Annotated in this window: 15 protein-coding genes; 12 read left to right on the forward strand and 3 right to left on the reverse strand. The window is 63.8% G+C overall.

The features are described from left to right. The 6 genes from sdhC to gltA form a co-directional block, all read left to right on the forward strand. The coding region (gene sdhC / locus ACY34H_RS13995) for a succinate dehydrogenase, cytochrome b556 subunit (protein WP_464977290.1) at window positions 1-345 on the forward strand (345 nt) is incomplete at its 5' end. Between the two features lie 3 nt (window positions 346-348). After that, window positions 349-711: a succinate dehydrogenase, hydrophobic membrane anchor protein gene (gene sdhD / locus ACY34H_RS14000; RefSeq protein WP_464977291.1), complete on the forward strand. Its 363-nt coding sequence runs from the start codon at window positions 349-351 to the stop codon at window positions 709-711. A 3-nt stretch (window positions 712-714) separates the two neighbouring features. Continuing rightward, on the forward strand, window positions 715-2,493 hold the full coding sequence (gene sdhA / locus ACY34H_RS14005) for a succinate dehydrogenase flavoprotein subunit (RefSeq protein ID WP_464977292.1): 1,779 nt from the start codon (window positions 715-717) through the stop codon (window positions 2,491-2,493). 12 nt (window positions 2,494-2,505) lie between these two features. Continuing rightward, the gene (locus tag ACY34H_RS14010) at window positions 2,506-3,216 is read left to right on the forward strand and encodes a succinate dehydrogenase iron-sulfur subunit (protein WP_130184894.1); all 711 of its coding nucleotides are present in this window, start codon (window positions 2,506-2,508) and stop codon (window positions 3,214-3,216) included. Between the two features lie 29 nt (window positions 3,217-3,245). Continuing rightward, a complete protein-coding gene (locus tag ACY34H_RS14015) occupies window positions 3,246-3,527 on the forward strand; it encodes an FAD assembly factor SdhE (protein ID WP_464978103.1) in 282 nt (93 codons plus the stop codon). 40 nt (window positions 3,528-3,567) lie between these two features. Further along, on the forward strand, window positions 3,568-4,872 hold the full coding sequence (gene gltA, locus ACY34H_RS14020; protein WP_464978104.1) for a citrate synthase: 1,305 nt from the start codon (window positions 3,568-3,570) through the stop codon (window positions 4,870-4,872). A 134-nt stretch (window positions 4,873-5,006) separates the two neighbouring features. Here gltA and ACY34H_RS14025 read toward each other — a convergent pair whose 3' ends face one another. The 3 genes from ACY34H_RS14025 to ACY34H_RS14035 all read right to left on the reverse strand — a co-directional run bounded on the left by ACY34H_RS14025 (window position 5,007) and on the right by ACY34H_RS14035 (window position 8,151). Continuing rightward, a complete protein-coding gene (locus ACY34H_RS14025; protein ID WP_464978105.1) occupies window positions 5,007-5,390 on the reverse strand; it encodes a Dabb family protein in 384 nt (127 codons plus the stop codon). Between the two features lie 151 nt (window positions 5,391-5,541). After that, the gene (locus tag ACY34H_RS14030; RefSeq protein ID WP_464978106.1) at window positions 5,542-7,602 is read right to left on the reverse strand and encodes a putative bifunctional diguanylate cyclase/phosphodiesterase; all 2,061 of its coding nucleotides are present in this window, start codon (window positions 7,600-7,602) and stop codon (window positions 5,542-5,544) included. A 165-nt stretch (window positions 7,603-7,767) separates the two neighbouring features. After that, window positions 7,768-8,151, reverse strand: a complete 384-nt coding sequence (locus ACY34H_RS14035) for a BlaI/MecI/CopY family transcriptional regulator (RefSeq protein WP_464978107.1) — start codon at window positions 8,149-8,151, stop codon at window positions 7,768-7,770. Between the two features lie 311 nt (window positions 8,152-8,462). Between ACY34H_RS14035 and ACY34H_RS14040 the strand changes: the two genes are divergently transcribed. The 6 genes from ACY34H_RS14040 (at window position 8,463) to ACY34H_RS14065 (ending at window position 16,509) form a co-directional block, all read left to right on the forward strand. Beyond that, window positions 8,463-11,318 carry a 2-oxoglutarate dehydrogenase E1 component gene (locus ACY34H_RS14040; protein ID WP_464978108.1) on the forward strand — a complete coding sequence of 952 codons (2,856 nt, stop codon included), beginning with the start codon at window positions 8,463-8,465 and terminating at the stop codon, window positions 11,316-11,318. A gap of 74 nt (window positions 11,319-11,392) precedes the next feature. Continuing rightward, entirely contained in the window at window positions 11,393-12,655 is a 1,263-nt protein-coding gene (gene odhB / locus ACY34H_RS14045) for a 2-oxoglutarate dehydrogenase complex dihydrolipoyllysine-residue succinyltransferase (RefSeq protein ID WP_464978109.1), read from the forward strand. A 144-nt stretch (window positions 12,656-12,799) separates the two neighbouring features. Continuing rightward, window positions 12,800-13,162, forward strand: a complete 363-nt coding sequence (locus tag ACY34H_RS14050) for a PspC domain-containing protein (RefSeq protein ID WP_464978110.1) — start codon at window positions 12,800-12,802, stop codon at window positions 13,160-13,162. A 1-nt stretch (window position 13,163) separates the two neighbouring features. After that, entirely contained in the window at window positions 13,164-14,597 is a 1,434-nt protein-coding gene (gene lpdA / locus ACY34H_RS14055) for a dihydrolipoyl dehydrogenase (protein WP_464978111.1), read from the forward strand. An 84-nt stretch (window positions 14,598-14,681) separates the two neighbouring features. Continuing rightward, on the forward strand, window positions 14,682-15,779 hold the full coding sequence (zapE, locus tag ACY34H_RS14060) for a cell division protein ZapE (protein ID WP_464978112.1): 1,098 nt from the start codon (window positions 14,682-14,684) through the stop codon (window positions 15,777-15,779). A 67-nt stretch (window positions 15,780-15,846) separates the two neighbouring features. Then, on the forward strand, window positions 15,847-16,509 hold the full coding sequence (locus ACY34H_RS14065; protein WP_464978113.1) for a hypothetical protein: 663 nt from the start codon (window positions 15,847-15,849) through the stop codon (window positions 16,507-16,509). Window positions 16,510-16,544 lie beyond the last annotated feature (35 nt).

Consider the following 16,544-nt stretch of genomic DNA (forward strand, 5'->3'; position numbering starts at 1 on the left):
TACCGCATGCCGCTGTCGGCCATCGTGTCGATCCTGCACCGTATCAGCGGCATGCTGCTGTTCGTGCTGCTGCCGTTCATCCTGTACCTGCTGCAGGAAAGCATCCGCTCCGAGATCTCGTTTGCCCACTTCCAGGGCATCGCCTCGCATCCGTTCAGCAAGCTGGTCATCCTGGCCCTGGTGTGGGGCTACATGCACCACTTCTGCGCCGGCATCCGCCACCTGGTGATGGACACCCACGTTGGCCTGGACAAGGATTCGGCCCGCAAGACGTCGGTCGCCGTGCTGGTCATCAGCCTGGCCGTGACCTTCCTGGTTGCCCTGAAACTGTTCGGAGTGTTCTAAGCCATGAAAAACAATATCGGACCGAAGCGCCTCGTCGTGGGCGCCCACTACGGCCTGGGCGAGTTCCTGGCGCAGCGCGCCACCGCGATCGTGATGGTGGTGTACACCGTCGTCCTGTTGCTGGCTTTCCTCACCGGCAGCAATTTCTCCTATGAAGGCTGGGCCGGCCTGTTCGCCCAGACCTGGTTCAAGCTGTTCACGCTGGCCACCCTGATCGGCCTGTTCTATCACGCCTGGGTCGGCGTCGTCAGCGTCTACCAGGACTACATCAAGAACGTCGGTGTTCGCTTCCTCATTCAAACCGCGTCGGCCATGTGGCTGATCGCGTGCGCCGTGTGGTCGGTGCAGATACTCTGGAGTGTGTAAATCGTGGCAGCAATCAAATCCTCCATTCCCGTACGCCGCTTCGACGCGGTGATCGTCGGCGCCGGCGGCTCCGGCATGCGCGCTTCCCTGCAACTGGCCGAAGCGGGCCTGAACGTGGCCGTGCTGTCGAAGGTCTTCCCGACCCGTTCGCACACCGTCGCCGCACAGGGCGGCATCGGCGCCTCGCTGGGCAACATGGCCGAAGACAGCTGGTTCTGGCACATGTTCGACACCGTCAAGGGCGGCGACTACCTGGGCGACCAGGACGCGATCGAATTCATGTGCCGCGAAGCACCGAAGGTCGTGTATGAACTCGAACACTTCGGCATGCCGTTCGACCGCAATCCGGACGGCACGATCTACCAGCGTCCGTTCGGCGGCCACACGGCCAATTTCGGCGAGAAGGCCGTGCAGCGCGCCTGCGCCGCGGCCGACCGTACCGGCCACGCGCTGCTGCACACGCTGTACCAGCGCAATGTGCGCGCCCGCACCCACTTCTTCGTCGAATGGATGGCGCTGGACCTGATCCGCGACGCCGAAGGCGACGTGATCGGCGTCGTGGCGCTGGAAATGGAAACCGGCGACGTGATGATCCTGCAGGCGAAGACGACGATCTTCGCCACCGGCGGTGCCGGCCGCATCTTCGCCGCATCGACCAACGCGTTCATCAACACCGGCGACGGCATGGGCATGGCGGCACGCGCCGGCCTGCCGCTGCAGGACATGGAGTTCTGGCAGTTCCACCCGACCGGCGTGGCCGGCGCGGGCGTCCTGATCACCGAAGGCGTGCGCGGCGAAGGCGGCATCCTGATCAACTCGCAGGGCGAGCGCTTCATGGAGCGCTATGCGCCGACGCTGAAAGACCTGGCGCCGCGCGACTTCGTGTCGCGCTCGATGGACCAGGAAATCAAGGAAGGCCGCGGCGTGGGCCCGAACAAGGACCACGTGCTGCTCGACCTGCGCCACATCGGCAAGGAAACCATCGAGAAGCGCCTGCCGTCGATCCTGGAGATCGGCCACAAGTTCGCCAACGTCGATGCAACGAAAGAGCCGATCCCGGTGGTGCCGACGATCCACTACCAGATGGGCGGCATCCCGACCAACATCCACGGCCAGGTCGTGGCACCGTCGGCCGATGGCGGCCAGAAGATCGTGAACGGCCTGTACGCGATCGGCGAATGCGCCTGCGTCTCCGTGCACGGCGCGAACCGCCTGGGCACGAACTCGCTGCTCGACCTGGTGGTGTTCGGCCGCGCGGCCGGCAACCACGTGGTGGCATCGAACCTGAAGCAGAAGGAACACAAGGACCTGCCGAAGGACGCGTCGGACTACGCGATGGACCGCCTGAACCGCCTGGAAACCTCGACCGGTTCGGAAAAGGTGCAGGGCGTGGCCAACGACATCCGCGCCACGATGCAGAAGTACTGCGGCGTGTTCCGTACCGACGACCTGCTGAAGGCCGGCTTCGACGAGATCATGAAGCTCGACGAGCGCCGCAAGCATGTGTCGTTCAAGGACAAGTCGAAGGTGTTCAACACCGCCCGCGTCGAAGCGCTGGAACTGGACAACCTGATCGAGACGGCCAAGGCAACCATCACGTCGGCCGTCGCCCGCAAGGAATCGCGCGGCGCGCACGCGCACAGCGATTTCCCGAACCGCGACGACGACAACTGGATGAAGCACACGCTGTGGTTCTCCGAAGGCAACCGCCTGGAGTACAAGCCTGTCGTCACCAAGCCGCTGACGGTGGAAACCTTCAAGCCCAAAGCACGCACTTTCTAAGGTAGCAAGAACATGGCACGTACTCTCAAATTCAAGATTTACCGCTACGATCCGGACAAGGATGCCAAGCCTTACATGCAGGACCTGACGGTCGAGCTGAAGGACACCGACAAGATGCTGCTGGACGCGCTGCAGCGCATCAAGTCCGACGTGGACGATTCGCTGGCCCTGCGCCGCTCGTGCCGCGAAGGCGTGTGCGGTTCGGACGCGATGAACGTCAACGGCAAGAACCGCCTGGCGTGCACGACGAACCTGAACGAACTGAGCGAACCGATCATCCTGCGCCCACTGCCGGGCCTGCCGGTGATCCGCGACCTGATCGTCGACATGACGCAGTTCTTCAAGCAGTATGAATCGATCAAGCCGTTCCTGATCAACGATTCGATCCCGCCGGAGAAGGAACGCCTGCAGACGCCGGCCGAGCGCGAGGAACTCGACGGCCTGTACGAATGCATCCTGTGCGCGTGCTGTTCGACGTCGTGCCCGTCGTTCTGGTGGAATCCGGACAAGTTCGTCGGCCCGGCCGGCCTGCTGCAGGCTTATCGCTTCATCGCCGACTCGCGCGACGAAGCCACCGGCCAGCGCCTGGACAACCTGGAAGACCCGTACCGCCTGTTCCGCTGCCACTCGATCATGAACTGCGTGGACGTTTGCCCGAAGGGCCTGAACCCGAACAAGGCGATCGGCAAGATCAAGGAACTGATGGTGCGCCGCGCCATCTGAGCCACGAAAATACTGGGCAATAAACGCCAATGAACACTGAAGACAACCGTTCGCATCAACAGGACCCCGCCAACCGTGCCCGCCTGCGCTGGCGCTCCCGGCGGGGCCTGCTGGAAAACGATCTGATATTGACGCGTTTTCTCGATGCGCACGAAACGGAATTGACCGACGACGAAGTGGACGCGCTGACGCGGCTTCTCGACTTGTCGGACAATGCGCTGATGGATCTGGTATTGGCGCGCAGCGAGCCGGAAGGCGAGCTCGATCTGCCGCACGTGCACGCACTGCTTGGTCGTCTGCGCCGCGCCTGATTTTTTTACAATAGCCGCACCTCATCCTGGAAGGAAGAGCATGAACACTTCTGATAACAAAGCCACCCTGTCGTTCTCGGACGGCAGCGCGCCGATCGAATTCCCGATCTACAAGGGCACCGTCGGCCCGGACGTCATCGACATCCGCAAGCTGTACGGCGCAACCGGCAAGTTCACCTACGATCCGGGCTTCATGTCCACGGCCGCATGTAACTCGTCGATCACCTACATCGACGGCGACAAGGGTGAACTGCAATACCGCGGCTACCCGATCGAACAGCTGGCCGTGAACGCCGACTTCATGGAAAGCTGCTACCTGCTGCTGAACGGCGAACTGCCGAACGAACAGCAGAAGGCCGACTTCGTGAAACTCGTGTCGAAGCACACGATGGTGCACGAGCAGATGCAGTTCTTCTTCCGTGGCTTCCGCCGCGATGCGCACCCGATGTCGGTGCTGGTCGGTACCGTGGGCGCGCTGGCGTCGTTCTACCACGACTCGCTGGACATCAACGATGCCAAGCAGCGCGAAATCTCGGCAATCCGCCTGATCGCCAAGATGCCGACGCTGGTGGCGATGGCGTACAAGTACTCGATCGGCCAGCCGTTCATGTACCCGCGCAACGACCTGTCGTACAGCGCCAACTTCATGCGCATGATGTTCGGTAACCCGTGCGAAGAGTACGAAGTGAACGACGTGCTGGTGCGCGCGCTGGACCGCATCCTGATCCTGCACGCTGACCACGAGCAGAACGCTTCGACGTCGACCGTGCGCCTGGCCGGTTCGTCGGGTGCCAACCCGTTCGCCTGTATCGCAGCCGGCATCGCCTGCCTGTGGGGCCCGGCACACGGCGGCGCCAACGAAGCGGCACTGAACATGCTGAAGGAAATCGGCTCGGTCGAGAACATCCCTGCCTTCATCGAGAAGGTCAAGGACAAGAACTCGGGCGTGAAGCTGATGGGCTTCGGTCACCGCGTGTACAAGAACTTCGATCCGCGCGCCAAGCTGATGCGCGAAACCTGCCACGAAGTGCTGGAAGAACTGGGCCTGCAGGACGACCCGCTGTTCAAGCTGGCCATGGAGCTGGAAAAGATCGCGCTGGAAGACGAATACTTCGTGTCCCGCAAGCTGTACCCGAACGTCGACTTCTACTCGGGCATCGTGCAATCGGCACTGGGCATCCCTGTCTCGATGTTCACCGGTATCTTCGCGATGGCCCGTACCATCGGCTGGATCGCCCAGTGGAACGAGATGATCGCCGATCCTGAACAGAAGATCGGCCGCCCGCGCCAGCTGTTCGTCGGCTCCGCGCTGCGCGACGTGCCGGTGCTGAAGGATCGCAAGTAAGCGTTTGGCTTCAAGCAAATAAAAAGCGGGCTTCGGCCCGTTTTTTTTTATCTCTGCAAACAATCCACGTTGCACCGTGTCTACACGGCTGGGACTTGACCGCAGGCGGTGGATTACCCGCCGCGGTAACGGTTTTACGACACGCTGGCCAGTATCCTTGCCTGTTCCTCTTCCGGCCCCGGCCGCTGCTGCGCCCAGTAGTCGATGACGAGCGAACGTTCCAGGCAATCGGCAAGGGTTTTCACGAAGCGCACGTGGGCCGGGTGATTCAGATAGTCGTCGCGCGCTTCGGCGCTGGTGAACGTGAGCATGAAGCAGTGCGTGTAGCCGTCGTTCAGGCCTTCCGGGCTGACGTTGGTGCCGGTTTCGTAGCCGACGATGCCGGGAATCGCCTCCGGCAACCTGGCAAAGCCGGCGACGACGGCGTTCACCGCGTCGGCCGGGGCATCGTTCTTGAACGCAAACAGCACGACATGGCGCAGCAGCAGGTGCGGAACGGCGGAGGTATCGGCAAGCATGGCGGTCGGCAGGAGTGAATGACGGCCTATCGTACACCCGCCTCGCGGCCGCGCCGCGCGCAAGTGAGCGTTGTTGCGCCGATCGCGTGATATTTTTCTTGGCGGTATTCATCCGCCTGGCATTCTGGTAACGTTTGCCCGCGTTTTCGCGCTAATGCGCCGCCAGCCATTCCTCCAGCGCGGGCCGCGTCATCGGCTGGCTGATGAAGTTCCCCTGCACGCTGCTGCAGCCGTTGGCGGCGAGGAAATCGTGCTGGTCGCGGGTTTCGACGCCGGTGGCCACCACGCGGATGTTCAGATTGTTGCCGATGTCGAGCATGGTCTTGGCCAGCGCGCCGCTGCCGGGCATGGCGTCGATTTCCTGCACGCTCCGGCGTGTCATCTTCAGCTGGCAGACCGGGAGCCCGCGCAGGCAGGAGAGATTGTTCATGCCGGCGCCGAATTCGTCCACCGAAAGGCAGATCCCCAGTTCGCGCAGGCCGTTGGCCAGCCGCGTGGCCTGTTCCGGATTGTTCATCAGCTGTTCCTCGCGCATTTCCAGCGTCAGGCGCGCAGGGTTCACGCCGTGGTGCGCCACGCGCTTGGCGATGTAGGGCAGGTAATCGCGCTGCGAGAATTCGCGGCTGGAAGCGTTCACGGAAATCGGGATATCCGGGAAGCCCAGCTCCGCCAGCCTTCGCAGCATGCAGCAGACATCCTCCAGCACGCGCCTGCCGAGCGGCACGATCAGGCCGCTTTCTTCCGCGTCGGGCAGGAAATCGGCCGGCAGCAACTCACCCCGTTCCGGATGGCGCCAGCGCAGCAGCGCCTCGACGCCAAGGATCTCGCCGGTATCGACGGCAACGTGCGGCTGGAACAGCAGATACAGGTCGTCGCGTTCGAGCGCCTGGCGCAGTGCCGCTTCCATGCGCTGCCGGGCGGCCGAACTGTCCGCCATGTCGGACGAATAGAAGTGCACGGCATCCGGCCCGCCGTGCTTGCCTTCGTACATGGCCGTGTCGGCCGCGTGCAGCAGCTCGCCCGGCGTGCGGCCATCGTCGGGCCACACCGCCACGCCCATGCTGGCGCCGACCGACAGCATCCGGCCTTCGATTTCCATCTCCGGCGCCATGGTGCGGCGGATCCGTTCGATCATCCTCAGCGTGAAGCGCAGGCTCGGCTGCGCCGCCAGCACCATCACGAATTCATCGCCGCCGAGGCGGGCCACCGTATCCGATTCGCGCAGCGCCGATAGCAGGCGCTGCGCGACGTGCTTTAGTACCTGGTCGCCCGCCGAGTGGCCCATCGTGTCGTTGATTTCCTTGAACTTGTTCAGGTCCATCAGGATCACGGCCACTTTTTCATCGCTGCGCTGGGCCGCCTGCACGGCGTGCTCGAGCCGGTCGCGCAGCAGCAGCCGGTTCGCCAGGCCCGTCAGCGGATCGTGCGTGACCAGGTATTCGAGCTGGGCCGTACGCTGTTTCAGCGTCGTGATGTCCTCGATGATGCCGATGAAATGCGTGACATTGCCGGCCTGGTCGCGCACCGGCGTGACTGTCAGGTGATTCCAGAACAGCTCGCCGTTCTTGCGCTTGTTGCGGAACACCACCGTGGCCGCACGATGTCCCGCGATCGCGCTGGCAAGGTGGCTGCGCTGCTCGTCATCCATGCCGTGGGCGGCCATGAAGCGCGAATCGTGGTTGATCGATTCCACGGCCGAGTAGCCGCTGATGCGCTCGAACGCCGGGTTGACGTACTCGATCGGATTGTCGCGGCCCTCGTGGCGGGTGATGACGATGCCGTTGCTGGCGGCCAATAACGCGCGTTCGAACAATTCGAGCTTGTCGCGCTGGCGATAATGCCGCGTCAGGTCGACGCCCATGCCGCACAGGTAGCGGCCATCGCCGACGATCGACAGCCGGGAACCGACGAACAGGAAAGGCGTGGTGCCGCCCTCGGCATTGCGCACGCGGGCTTCGATCTGCACCCGTTCGTCGCCGCTCTGGAATACGGTGCAGAACGCGCGCGCGACGCGGGAGCGCATGTCCGGCTCGAACAGTTCCAGCATATGGGTGGTGCGCAGGCGCTCCGGCGTCAGGCCGGTGACCTGTTCCAGCTGCCGGTTCCACAAGACGAAGTAGCCGGACTCGTCCAAGACATAAAAAGTCCCTGCAAGCAGGTCGATCACGTCCCGCAACGGCAAGTTGCCGACAAGCGCAGCCGCGCTTTCCATGATGTGTGCTCCCCGATTCCGTGGTTCTAGTTATTGATGGGCGGCCGAAAGGGGCCAGCGGAATGGCCAGGCACCGGCACGCCGTCATTTATGCAGACTGCTTAAAGTGTGGATGAAATCACAAAAAAGTGACGCGCGGTTGCCATGCACGGCTGAGCGGGAGTTTCAATCCTGTGGCCGCTCTTCGTCGAGCAGCGCGGAAATTTCGGCGCGCTCGCGAGCCGACACGTGGCCGCCGCGCAGCGCGGCCAGCACCAGTGCCTTGCCGGAGCCGGCAAACGCCTTCTGGATCAGATCCTTCAGCAGGCGGGTCTGCATGTGATCCTGTTCCTGGGCCGGTGCGTAGATGTGCGCCCTGGCGCTTTCGTCGCGCGTGACGAGGCCCTTGCCGTGCATGACCTGGAGCAGGCGCAGCACGTTTGCATAGGTCAGCTCCGGCCGGCCGGGGAGGGCGGCGGCATGCACCTGCCTGGCCGTGGCGGAGCCTTGCGCGTATAGCAGGCGCAGCATTTCCAGTTCGGCGGGGGTCGGTTTCGGTGGCGTACTCATGGCGCTATTCCTGGGGGAGTCGGAAGTAGAATAAGTGATCTAGAAAGGGTTGTCTATCGGGGCCGCCGCCGCCCCGCCGTGGGCCCTGGAAAGAAGTGTCCAATTAACTCATTGGTGGTTGTTGCATCTCAATGCAGCGTGCTATCCTAAGTGGCTATTTCTGGAAGCTCGGAAGTAAATTGTCTTACGGGCAACCAAAGAGGTCCTTCCCCCACAACTTGATGTGCGATCCGCTAACCGGTCAGGCCGTGTCGCGGAAGGTTTGTATAACCCGCCCCATACTCGCGAAGCGCGAAGAAAGGTGAGCAAGAATGATGCAACAACAGACGTCCAACTCCTACCTGTTCGGTGGGAATGCGCCGTACGTAGAGGAACTCTACGAAGCGTACCTGGAAAATCCAGGCTCCGTGCCCGACAACTGGCGCGCCTATTTCGACTCGATGCAGCACGTGCCTGCCGTCGACGGCTCGAATAAACCCGACGTCAACCACTCCTCCGTCATCGCCTCGTTCGCCGAGCGTGCCAAGTCCGGTCCGATCCGCACCGTGACCGCGACCGCCGACGCCGAGATGGGCCGCAAGCGCGTGGCCGCCACCCAGCTGATCGCAGCCTACCGCTACCTGGGCTCTCGCTGGGCCAACCTCGACCCGCTGCAACGCCAGGAACGCCCGGCCATTCCGGAGCTGGACCCGGCATCGTACGGCTTCACCGATGCGGACATGGACACCGTGTTCAACATCAGCAACACCTACTTTGGCCCGGAAACCGCATCGCTGCGCGACCTGCTGAACTACCTGCGCGAAACGTACACCCGTTCCGTCGGCGCGGAGTTCATGTACATTTCCGACCCGGCTGAAAAGCGCTGGCTGCAGGAACGCCTGGAGTCGATCCGCTCCACGCCGAACTTCACGGCCGAGAAGAAAAAGCACATCCTGGAACGCCTGACGGCCGCCGAAGGCCTCGAGCGCTACCTGCATACCAAGTACGTGGGCCAGAAGCGCTTCTCGCTGGAAGGCGGCGAAACGTTCATCGCCTCGATGGACGAGATCATCCAGCGCGCCGGCGAAAAAGGCGTGCAGGAAATCGTCATCGGCATGGCCCACCGCGGCCGCCTGAACGTGCTGGTGAACACCCTGGGCAAGGCACCGAAGGACCTGTTCGAGGAATTCGAAGGCAAGCACGGCGACGACCTGCCGGCCGGCGACGTGAAATACCACCAGGGCTTCTCGTCCGACATCTCCACCGCCGGTGGCCCGGTCCACCTGTCGCTGGCGTTCAACCCGTCGCACCTGGAAATCGTCAACCCGGTGGTCGAAGGTTCCGTCAAGGCGCGCATGGACCGCCGCGGCGATACGCAGGGCGCGCAGGTGCTGCCGATCCTGGTGCACGGCGATGCCGCATTCGCCGGCCAGGGCGTGGTAATGGAAACGCTGAACCTGGCGCAGACCCGCGGCTACGGCACGGGCGGCACGGTGCACATCGTGATCAACAACCAGATCGGCTTCACCACGTCCGACCCGCGCGATGCGCGTTCGACGATCTACTGCTCCGACGTCGTGAAGATGATCGAGGCACCGGTGCTGCACGTGAATGCCGACGATCCTGAAGCGGTGGTGCTGGCTTCGCAGATCGCGCTGGACTACCGCGCGCAGTTCCAGAAGGACATCGTTGTCGACATCATCTGCTTCCGCAAGCTGGGTCACAACGAGCAGGATACCCCGGCGCTGACGCAGCCGCTGATGTACAAGAAGATCGCGCAACACCCGGGCACCCGCCGCCTGTACGCCGACAAGCTGGCGGCCCAGGGCGTGATCCCGGCCGACGGCGGCGACAAGATGGTCGCTGCCTACCGCGACGCAATGGACGCCGGCAAGCACACTGTCGACCCGGTCATCTCGAACTTCAAGAACAAGTTCGCCGTCGACTGGCTGCCGTTCCTGAACCGCAAGTGGACCGACGCGGCCGACACCGCCGTGCCGCTGACGGAACTGAAGCGCCTGGCCGGCCGCATCACCACCGTGCCGGAAGGCTTCAAGGTGCACTCGCTGGTTGAAAAAGTGCTGGCCGACCGCGCCAACATGGGCAAGGGCGAGCAGAACCTGGACTGGGGCATGGGTGAACACCTGGCCTACGCGTCGCTGGTTTCGTCCGGCTACGCCGTGCGCCTGACCGGCCAGGATGCCGGCCGTGGCACGTTCACGCACCGCCACGCGGTGCTGCACGACCAGAACCGCGAACGCTGGGATGCCGGCACCTACGTGCCGCTGCAGAACGTTTCCGAGAACCAGGCGCCGTTCACCGTGATCGACTCCGTGCTGTCGGAAGAAGCGGTGCTGGGCTTCGAATACGGTTACTCGACCGCCGAGCCGAACACGCTGACGATCTGGGAAGCCCAGTTCGGCGACTTCGTCAACGGTGCCCAGGTGGTGATCGACCAGTTCATCAGCTCCGGCGAAGTGAAGTGGGGCCGCGCCTCCGGCCTGGTGATGCTGCTGCCGCACGGCTACGAAGGCCAGGGTCCGGAGCACTCCTCCGCCCGTCCTGAACGTTTCCTGCAGCTGTGCGCGGAGAACAACATGCAGGTGGTGCAGCCGACCACCGCAGCGCAGATCTTCCACCTGCTGCGCCGCCAGATGGTGCGCCAGTTCCGCAAGCCGCTGGTTGTGATGACGCCGAAATCGCTGCTGCGCAACAAGGATGCCGGTTCGCCGCTGTCCGAGCTGGCCAAGGGCGCGTTCCAGACCGTGATCGGCGAGACCGACGACAAGATCGATGCGAAGAAGGTCAAGCGCGTGATCGCCTGCTCCGGCAAGGTGTATTACGACCTGGCCAACGCCCGCAAGACCCGCGGCCAGACCGATACGGCGATCATCCGTGTCGAACAGCTGTACCCGTTCCCGCACAAGGCGTTCGCCGCCGAACTGAAGAAGTTCCCGGCGCTGACCGAAGTGGTGTGGGCGCAGGACGAGCCGCAGAACCAGGGTCCATGGTTCCAGATCCAGCACAACATCTTCGAGTCGATGGATGCCGGCCAGCGCCTGGCATATGCCGGCCGCCCGGCTTCCGCATCGCCTGCCGTCGGCTACTACGACAAGCACTACGCCCAGCAGAAGGAATTGCTGGAGACGGCGTTCTCGAAGCTGAAGGGCTTCATCCTGACCAAGTAAGCACAGTACGCCGCGCGGCCCTTCGAGGGCCGCGCGGCAGCAACGCATCCATCGAATACACGGAGTAACAACACATGGCACAAATCGAAGTCAAAGTTCCTCAACTGTCGGAATCCGTCGCCGAAGCGACCCTGCTGGCCTGGCACAAGCGGGTCGGCGACACCGTCGCGCGCGATGAAAACCTGATCGATATCGAAACCGACAAAGTGGTCCTGGAACTGCCGGCACCGAGCGCCGGCGTGATCGTGCAGATCATTCAGAACGACGGCGCCACCGTGGTCGCCGACCAAGTGATCGCCATCATCGACACCGAAGCCACCGCCAAGGTCGCGCCGATTCCGGTTTCCGCCGCACCGGTTTCCGCCGAAGCGCCGCCGACCCCGGCTCCTGCCGCCACTGCCGCAGCCGCAACCGGCGGCGCCAAGGGTGACGTGGCCATGCCGGCCGCCGCCAAGATCCTGTCCGAAAAAGGCCTGTCCGCGACCGATGTGTCCGGCTCCGGCAAGGACGGCCGCGTGACCAAGGGCGACGCCCTGGCCGCTTCGGCCAAGCCGGCAGCCGCGCCGGCACCGGCACCTGCAGCCGCCAAGCCGGCCCTGCAAAAGGTTGCCGCACCGACCGCGCTGAACCTGGGCGACCGTCCGGAAGAGCGCGTGCCGATGAGCCGCCTGCGCGCCCGTATCGCCGAGCGCCTGGTCGAATCGCAATCCACCAACGCCATCCTGACCACCTTCAACGAGGTGAACATGAAGCCGGTGATGGACCTGCGCAACAAGTACAAGGACAAGTTCGAGAAAGAGCACGGCGTGAAGCTGGGCTTCATGTCGTTCTTCGTCAAGGCCGCCGTTGCCGCGCTGAAGAAGTACCCGATCATCAACGCTTCGGTCGACGGTAACGACATCGTCTACCACGGCTACTTCGACATCGGTATCGCCGTCGGCTCGCCGCGCGGCCTGGTGGTGCCGATCCTGCGCAATGCCGACCAGATGACGATCGCCGAGATCGAGAAGAAGATCGGCGAATTCGGCGCCAAGGCCAAGGAAGGCAAGCTGACGCTGGACGACCTGACCGGCGGCACGTTCTCGATCTCGAACGGCGGCACCTTCGGCTCGATGCTGTCGACCCCGATCATCAACCCGCCGCAGTCGGCGATCCTGGGCGTGCACGCGACCAAGGACCGCGCCGTGGTGGAAGACGGCCAGATCGTCATCCGCCCGATGAACTACCTGGCCATGTCGTACGACCACCGCATCATCGACGGCCGCGAAGCCGTGCTGGGCCTGGTGGCGATGAAGGAAGCGCTGGAAGATCCGGCGCGCCTGCTGCTGGACCTGTAATCGAAGCGTAGGTAAATCACCGCGTGCCGGTACGCGACCGGCGTGTGAAGACGTGGTGTCGGCACCCTCGGGTGTCGGACACCGGTTTTTCCCGCCGGCGCAAGTGCTCTCAAAGCACCCCGGTACTAAAGCGAGAGGCATCCTGTGACCATCTCCGACGAAATCCGCCGCCTGCACGAGCTGCACCAGGCGGGCGCCCTGACCGACGCGGAATTCGCGCGCGCCAAGGAACGCCTGCTGGACGGCGGACCTGGCCAGGCAACGTCCGCCGGTAACGGCGACCTGTCCAGCGAGCTGTCGCGGCTGCGCCGCTCGCGCGCCGACCGCTGGCTCGGTGGCGTATGCGGCGGGCTTGGCAAGGCTTCCGGTGTCGATGCGTGGATCTGGCGGCTCGTGTTCGTGCTGTTCACGATTTCGTTCGGCTTCGGGCTGGTGATTTACATTCTGTTGTGGATATTCGTCCCGGAAGACGAGCGTCTTCCGGGAGACGAGATAATTGGAAAATGACATGAGCACAAAACAATTCGACGTAGTGGTGATCGGCGCCGGCCCCGGCGGCTATATCGCGGCAATCCGCGCGGCACAGCTGGGCTTTTCCGTTGCCTGTATCGACGAGTGGGCCAACGAGAAGGGCGGCCCGGCACCGGGCGGCACCTGCACCAACGTCGGCTGCATCCCGTCGAAGGCGCTGCTGCAATCGTCCGAGCACTTCGAGCATGCCGGCCACGCTTTCAAGGAACACGGCATCGAAGTGTCCGGCCTGGCGCTGAACCTGGGCCAGATGCTCAAGCGTAAGAACAACGTCGTGAAGCAGAACAACGACGGCATCCTGTACCTGTTCAAGAAGAACAAGGTGACCTTCTTCCACGGCCGCGGCGCATTCGGCGGCGCAGCCGGTGCCGAAGGCTACCCGATCGAGATCTCCGGCCCGACCACCGAAACGATCAATGCCAAGCAGGTAATCGTGGCGACCGGTTCGAACGCGCGCCCACTGCCGGGCGCTCCGTTCGATGAAAAGCTGATCCTGTCGAATACGGGCGCGCTGGCCATCGAAGGCGTGCCGGCCAAGCTGGGCGTGATCGGCGCCGGCGTGATCGGCCTGGAGATGGGTTCCGTATGGCGCCGCCTGGGTTCCGACGTGACCGTGCTGGAAGGCCTGCCGACGTTCCTGGGCGCTGTCGACGAGCAGATCGCCAAGGAAGCGCACAAGATGTTCACCAAGCAGGGCCTGAAGATCAGCCTGGGCGTGAAGGTGGAGTCCGTGACGGCCGGCGACAACAACGTGACCGTGAAGTACGCGGACGCGTCGGGCGCCGCCCAGGAAACCGTGTTCGACAAGCTGATCGTGTCGATCGGCCGTACCCCGAACACCAACGGCCTGGCTGCCGACAAGGCCGGCCTGGCACTGGACGAACGCGGCTTCATCGCCGTGGACGACGAGTGCAAGACCAACCTGCCGAACGTGTGGGCGATCGGCGACGTGGTGCGCGGCCCGATGCTGGCGCACAAGGCGGAAGAAGAGGGTGTTGCCGTGGCCGAGCGTATCGCCGGCCAGCATGGCCACACCAACTTCGACACGATTCCATGGGTGATCTACACGTCGCCGGAAATCGCCTGGGTCGGCAAGACCGAGCAGCAGCTGAAGGCAGCCGGCACCGCGTACAAGGCCGGTACCTTCCCGTTCCTGGCCAACGGCCGCGCGCGCGCGCTGGGCGATACGTCCGGCATGGTGAAGTTCCTGGCCGATGCCACCACCGACGAGATCCTGGGCGTGCACATCGTGGGCCCGATGGCTTCCGAGCTGATTTCCGAAGCCGTGGTGGCGATGGAGTTCAAGGCTTCGGCCGAGGACATTGCCCGCATCTGCCACGCGCACCCGTCGCTGTCGGAAGCAACCAAGGAAGCTGCGCTGGCCGTCGACAAGCGCACGCTGAACTTCTAAGCGTCAACGTATAGCTCAGCTTGAGCTCAACCTGGGCCGGCGCCATTGCGCCGGCCCGGTGTTTTTGTACGAACAGAATCTGTCATGAACGTCCTCGAGTTTTACCAGCATGCGCTGGAACAGCGCAACTTCAAGCCCGATGAAGCCCAGCGCCGCGCCGTGGAGCGGCTGCAGCAATGCTACGACGAATGGGTGGAGTACAAGGCCCAGCGCTCGAACAGCTTCAAGCGGCTGATCAACCGGCCCGACGTGCCGCGCGGCGTTTACATGTGGGGCGGCGTGGGGCGCGGCAAGTCGTTCCTGATGGATTCGTTCTATTCGGTGGTGCCGGTGGTGCGCAAGACGCGCCTGCACTTCCATGAATTCATGCGCGCCGTGCACATCCAGCTCGACGAGCTGATGGGCATCGCCGACCCGCTCGACGAGGTGGCGAAACGGATCGCGAAAAAATACCGGCTGATCTGCTTCGACGAGTTCCACGTGTCCGACGTGGCCGATGCGATGATCCTGTATAACCTGATGAAGGCGCTGTACGACAACGGCGTGTCGTTCATCATGACGTCGAACTACGAGCCGTCGACGCTGTATCCGGACGGCCTGCACCGCGACCGCATCCTGCCCACCATCGCGCTGCTGAAGGAGCGCATGGACGTGCTGAACGTGGATGCCGGCGTGGACTACCGCGGCCGCGCGCTGGAGCAGGTGGATGCGTATTACACGCCGCTCAATGCCACCACCGATCATCAGCTGCGCGATGCCTTCATCAAGCTGGCCGACACGCAGGAAGAAGATCCCCATGTGACGATCGAAGGCCGCGAGCTGCGCGCGCTGCGCCGCGCCGGCACGGTGATCTGGTTCGATTTCCACACGCTGTGCGGCGGCCCCCGCTCGCAGAACGACTACCTGGAGATCGCCAGCCGTTTCCATACCGTGATATTGTCCGGTGTGCCGATGATGTCGGCCGGCCAGTCGTCCGAAGCGCGCCGCTTCACCTGGCTGATCGACGTGTTCTACGACCAGGGCGTGAAGCTCATCATATCCGCCGAAGTGGAACCGGAAGAGCTGTACACGTCGGGCATGCTGGCCAACGAATTCCACCGTACGGTGTCGCGCATCGTCGAGATGCAGTCGCGCGAGTACATGGAAAAGGCGCAGCGCGGCGGGGCCGCGGCACTGACCTGACCGGCGGCCTGGAATCCACGCTCGAAATAGACGGAATCAAACGATGGGACTGCATTTGAAAGCTGTAATGTTGATCGGCGGCCTGCTGCTGGCGGGCGGCGCGCTGGCGCAGGCCGGTACGCCCGAGCCGGTTCAGTCGGTGGAGCAGGCCGACGCGGTGCTGGCGCAGGTGGCCAGGGAGCGCGCCGCGGCGGAAAGCGCATACGCCGAGCGCGAACAGGTGTGCTACGCGAAGTTCTTCGTCAATAACTGCCTGGACGAGGCCAAGGAAGAGCGTCGTGCCCGGCTGGCGGAACTGCGCACGCGCGAGATCGACGCGAATTACTTCAAGCGCAAGAGCGCCGTCGACCTGCGCGACCGCGAGCTGCAGGACCGCAACCAGCGCGACGCCGCCGAGGAAGCATCGCGCGCCGCCAATCCGCCCGCACCGCCACCGGCCGCGGCCGACAAGGCGCGCCCGGTACCGGCCGGCAAACTGCCGGCCCAGCGGCAGGCCGAGCACGCCGCCCGCGAACAGCAGCGCGCCGCGCAAGAGGCGGCGGAAGCGGGCGACCGTGCCCGCAAGGTCGAAGAGTTCCAGCAAAAACAGGTCGACGCCGCCGAGCGCCAGAAACGCGTGGCCGAAAAGCAGGCCGAACGCGCAGCCAAGCGCGCCAAGCGCGCAGCCGACGAAGCCGCCAAGCAGGCTGCCGAGGCGGAACGGGCAAAGCAGAACGCGCAGGGCAAATAAGCCCGCGTTGCAACACCACAAAAGCCGGCAGCGAT

This window comes from Pseudoduganella sp. jia 9 (assembly GCF_055502615.1).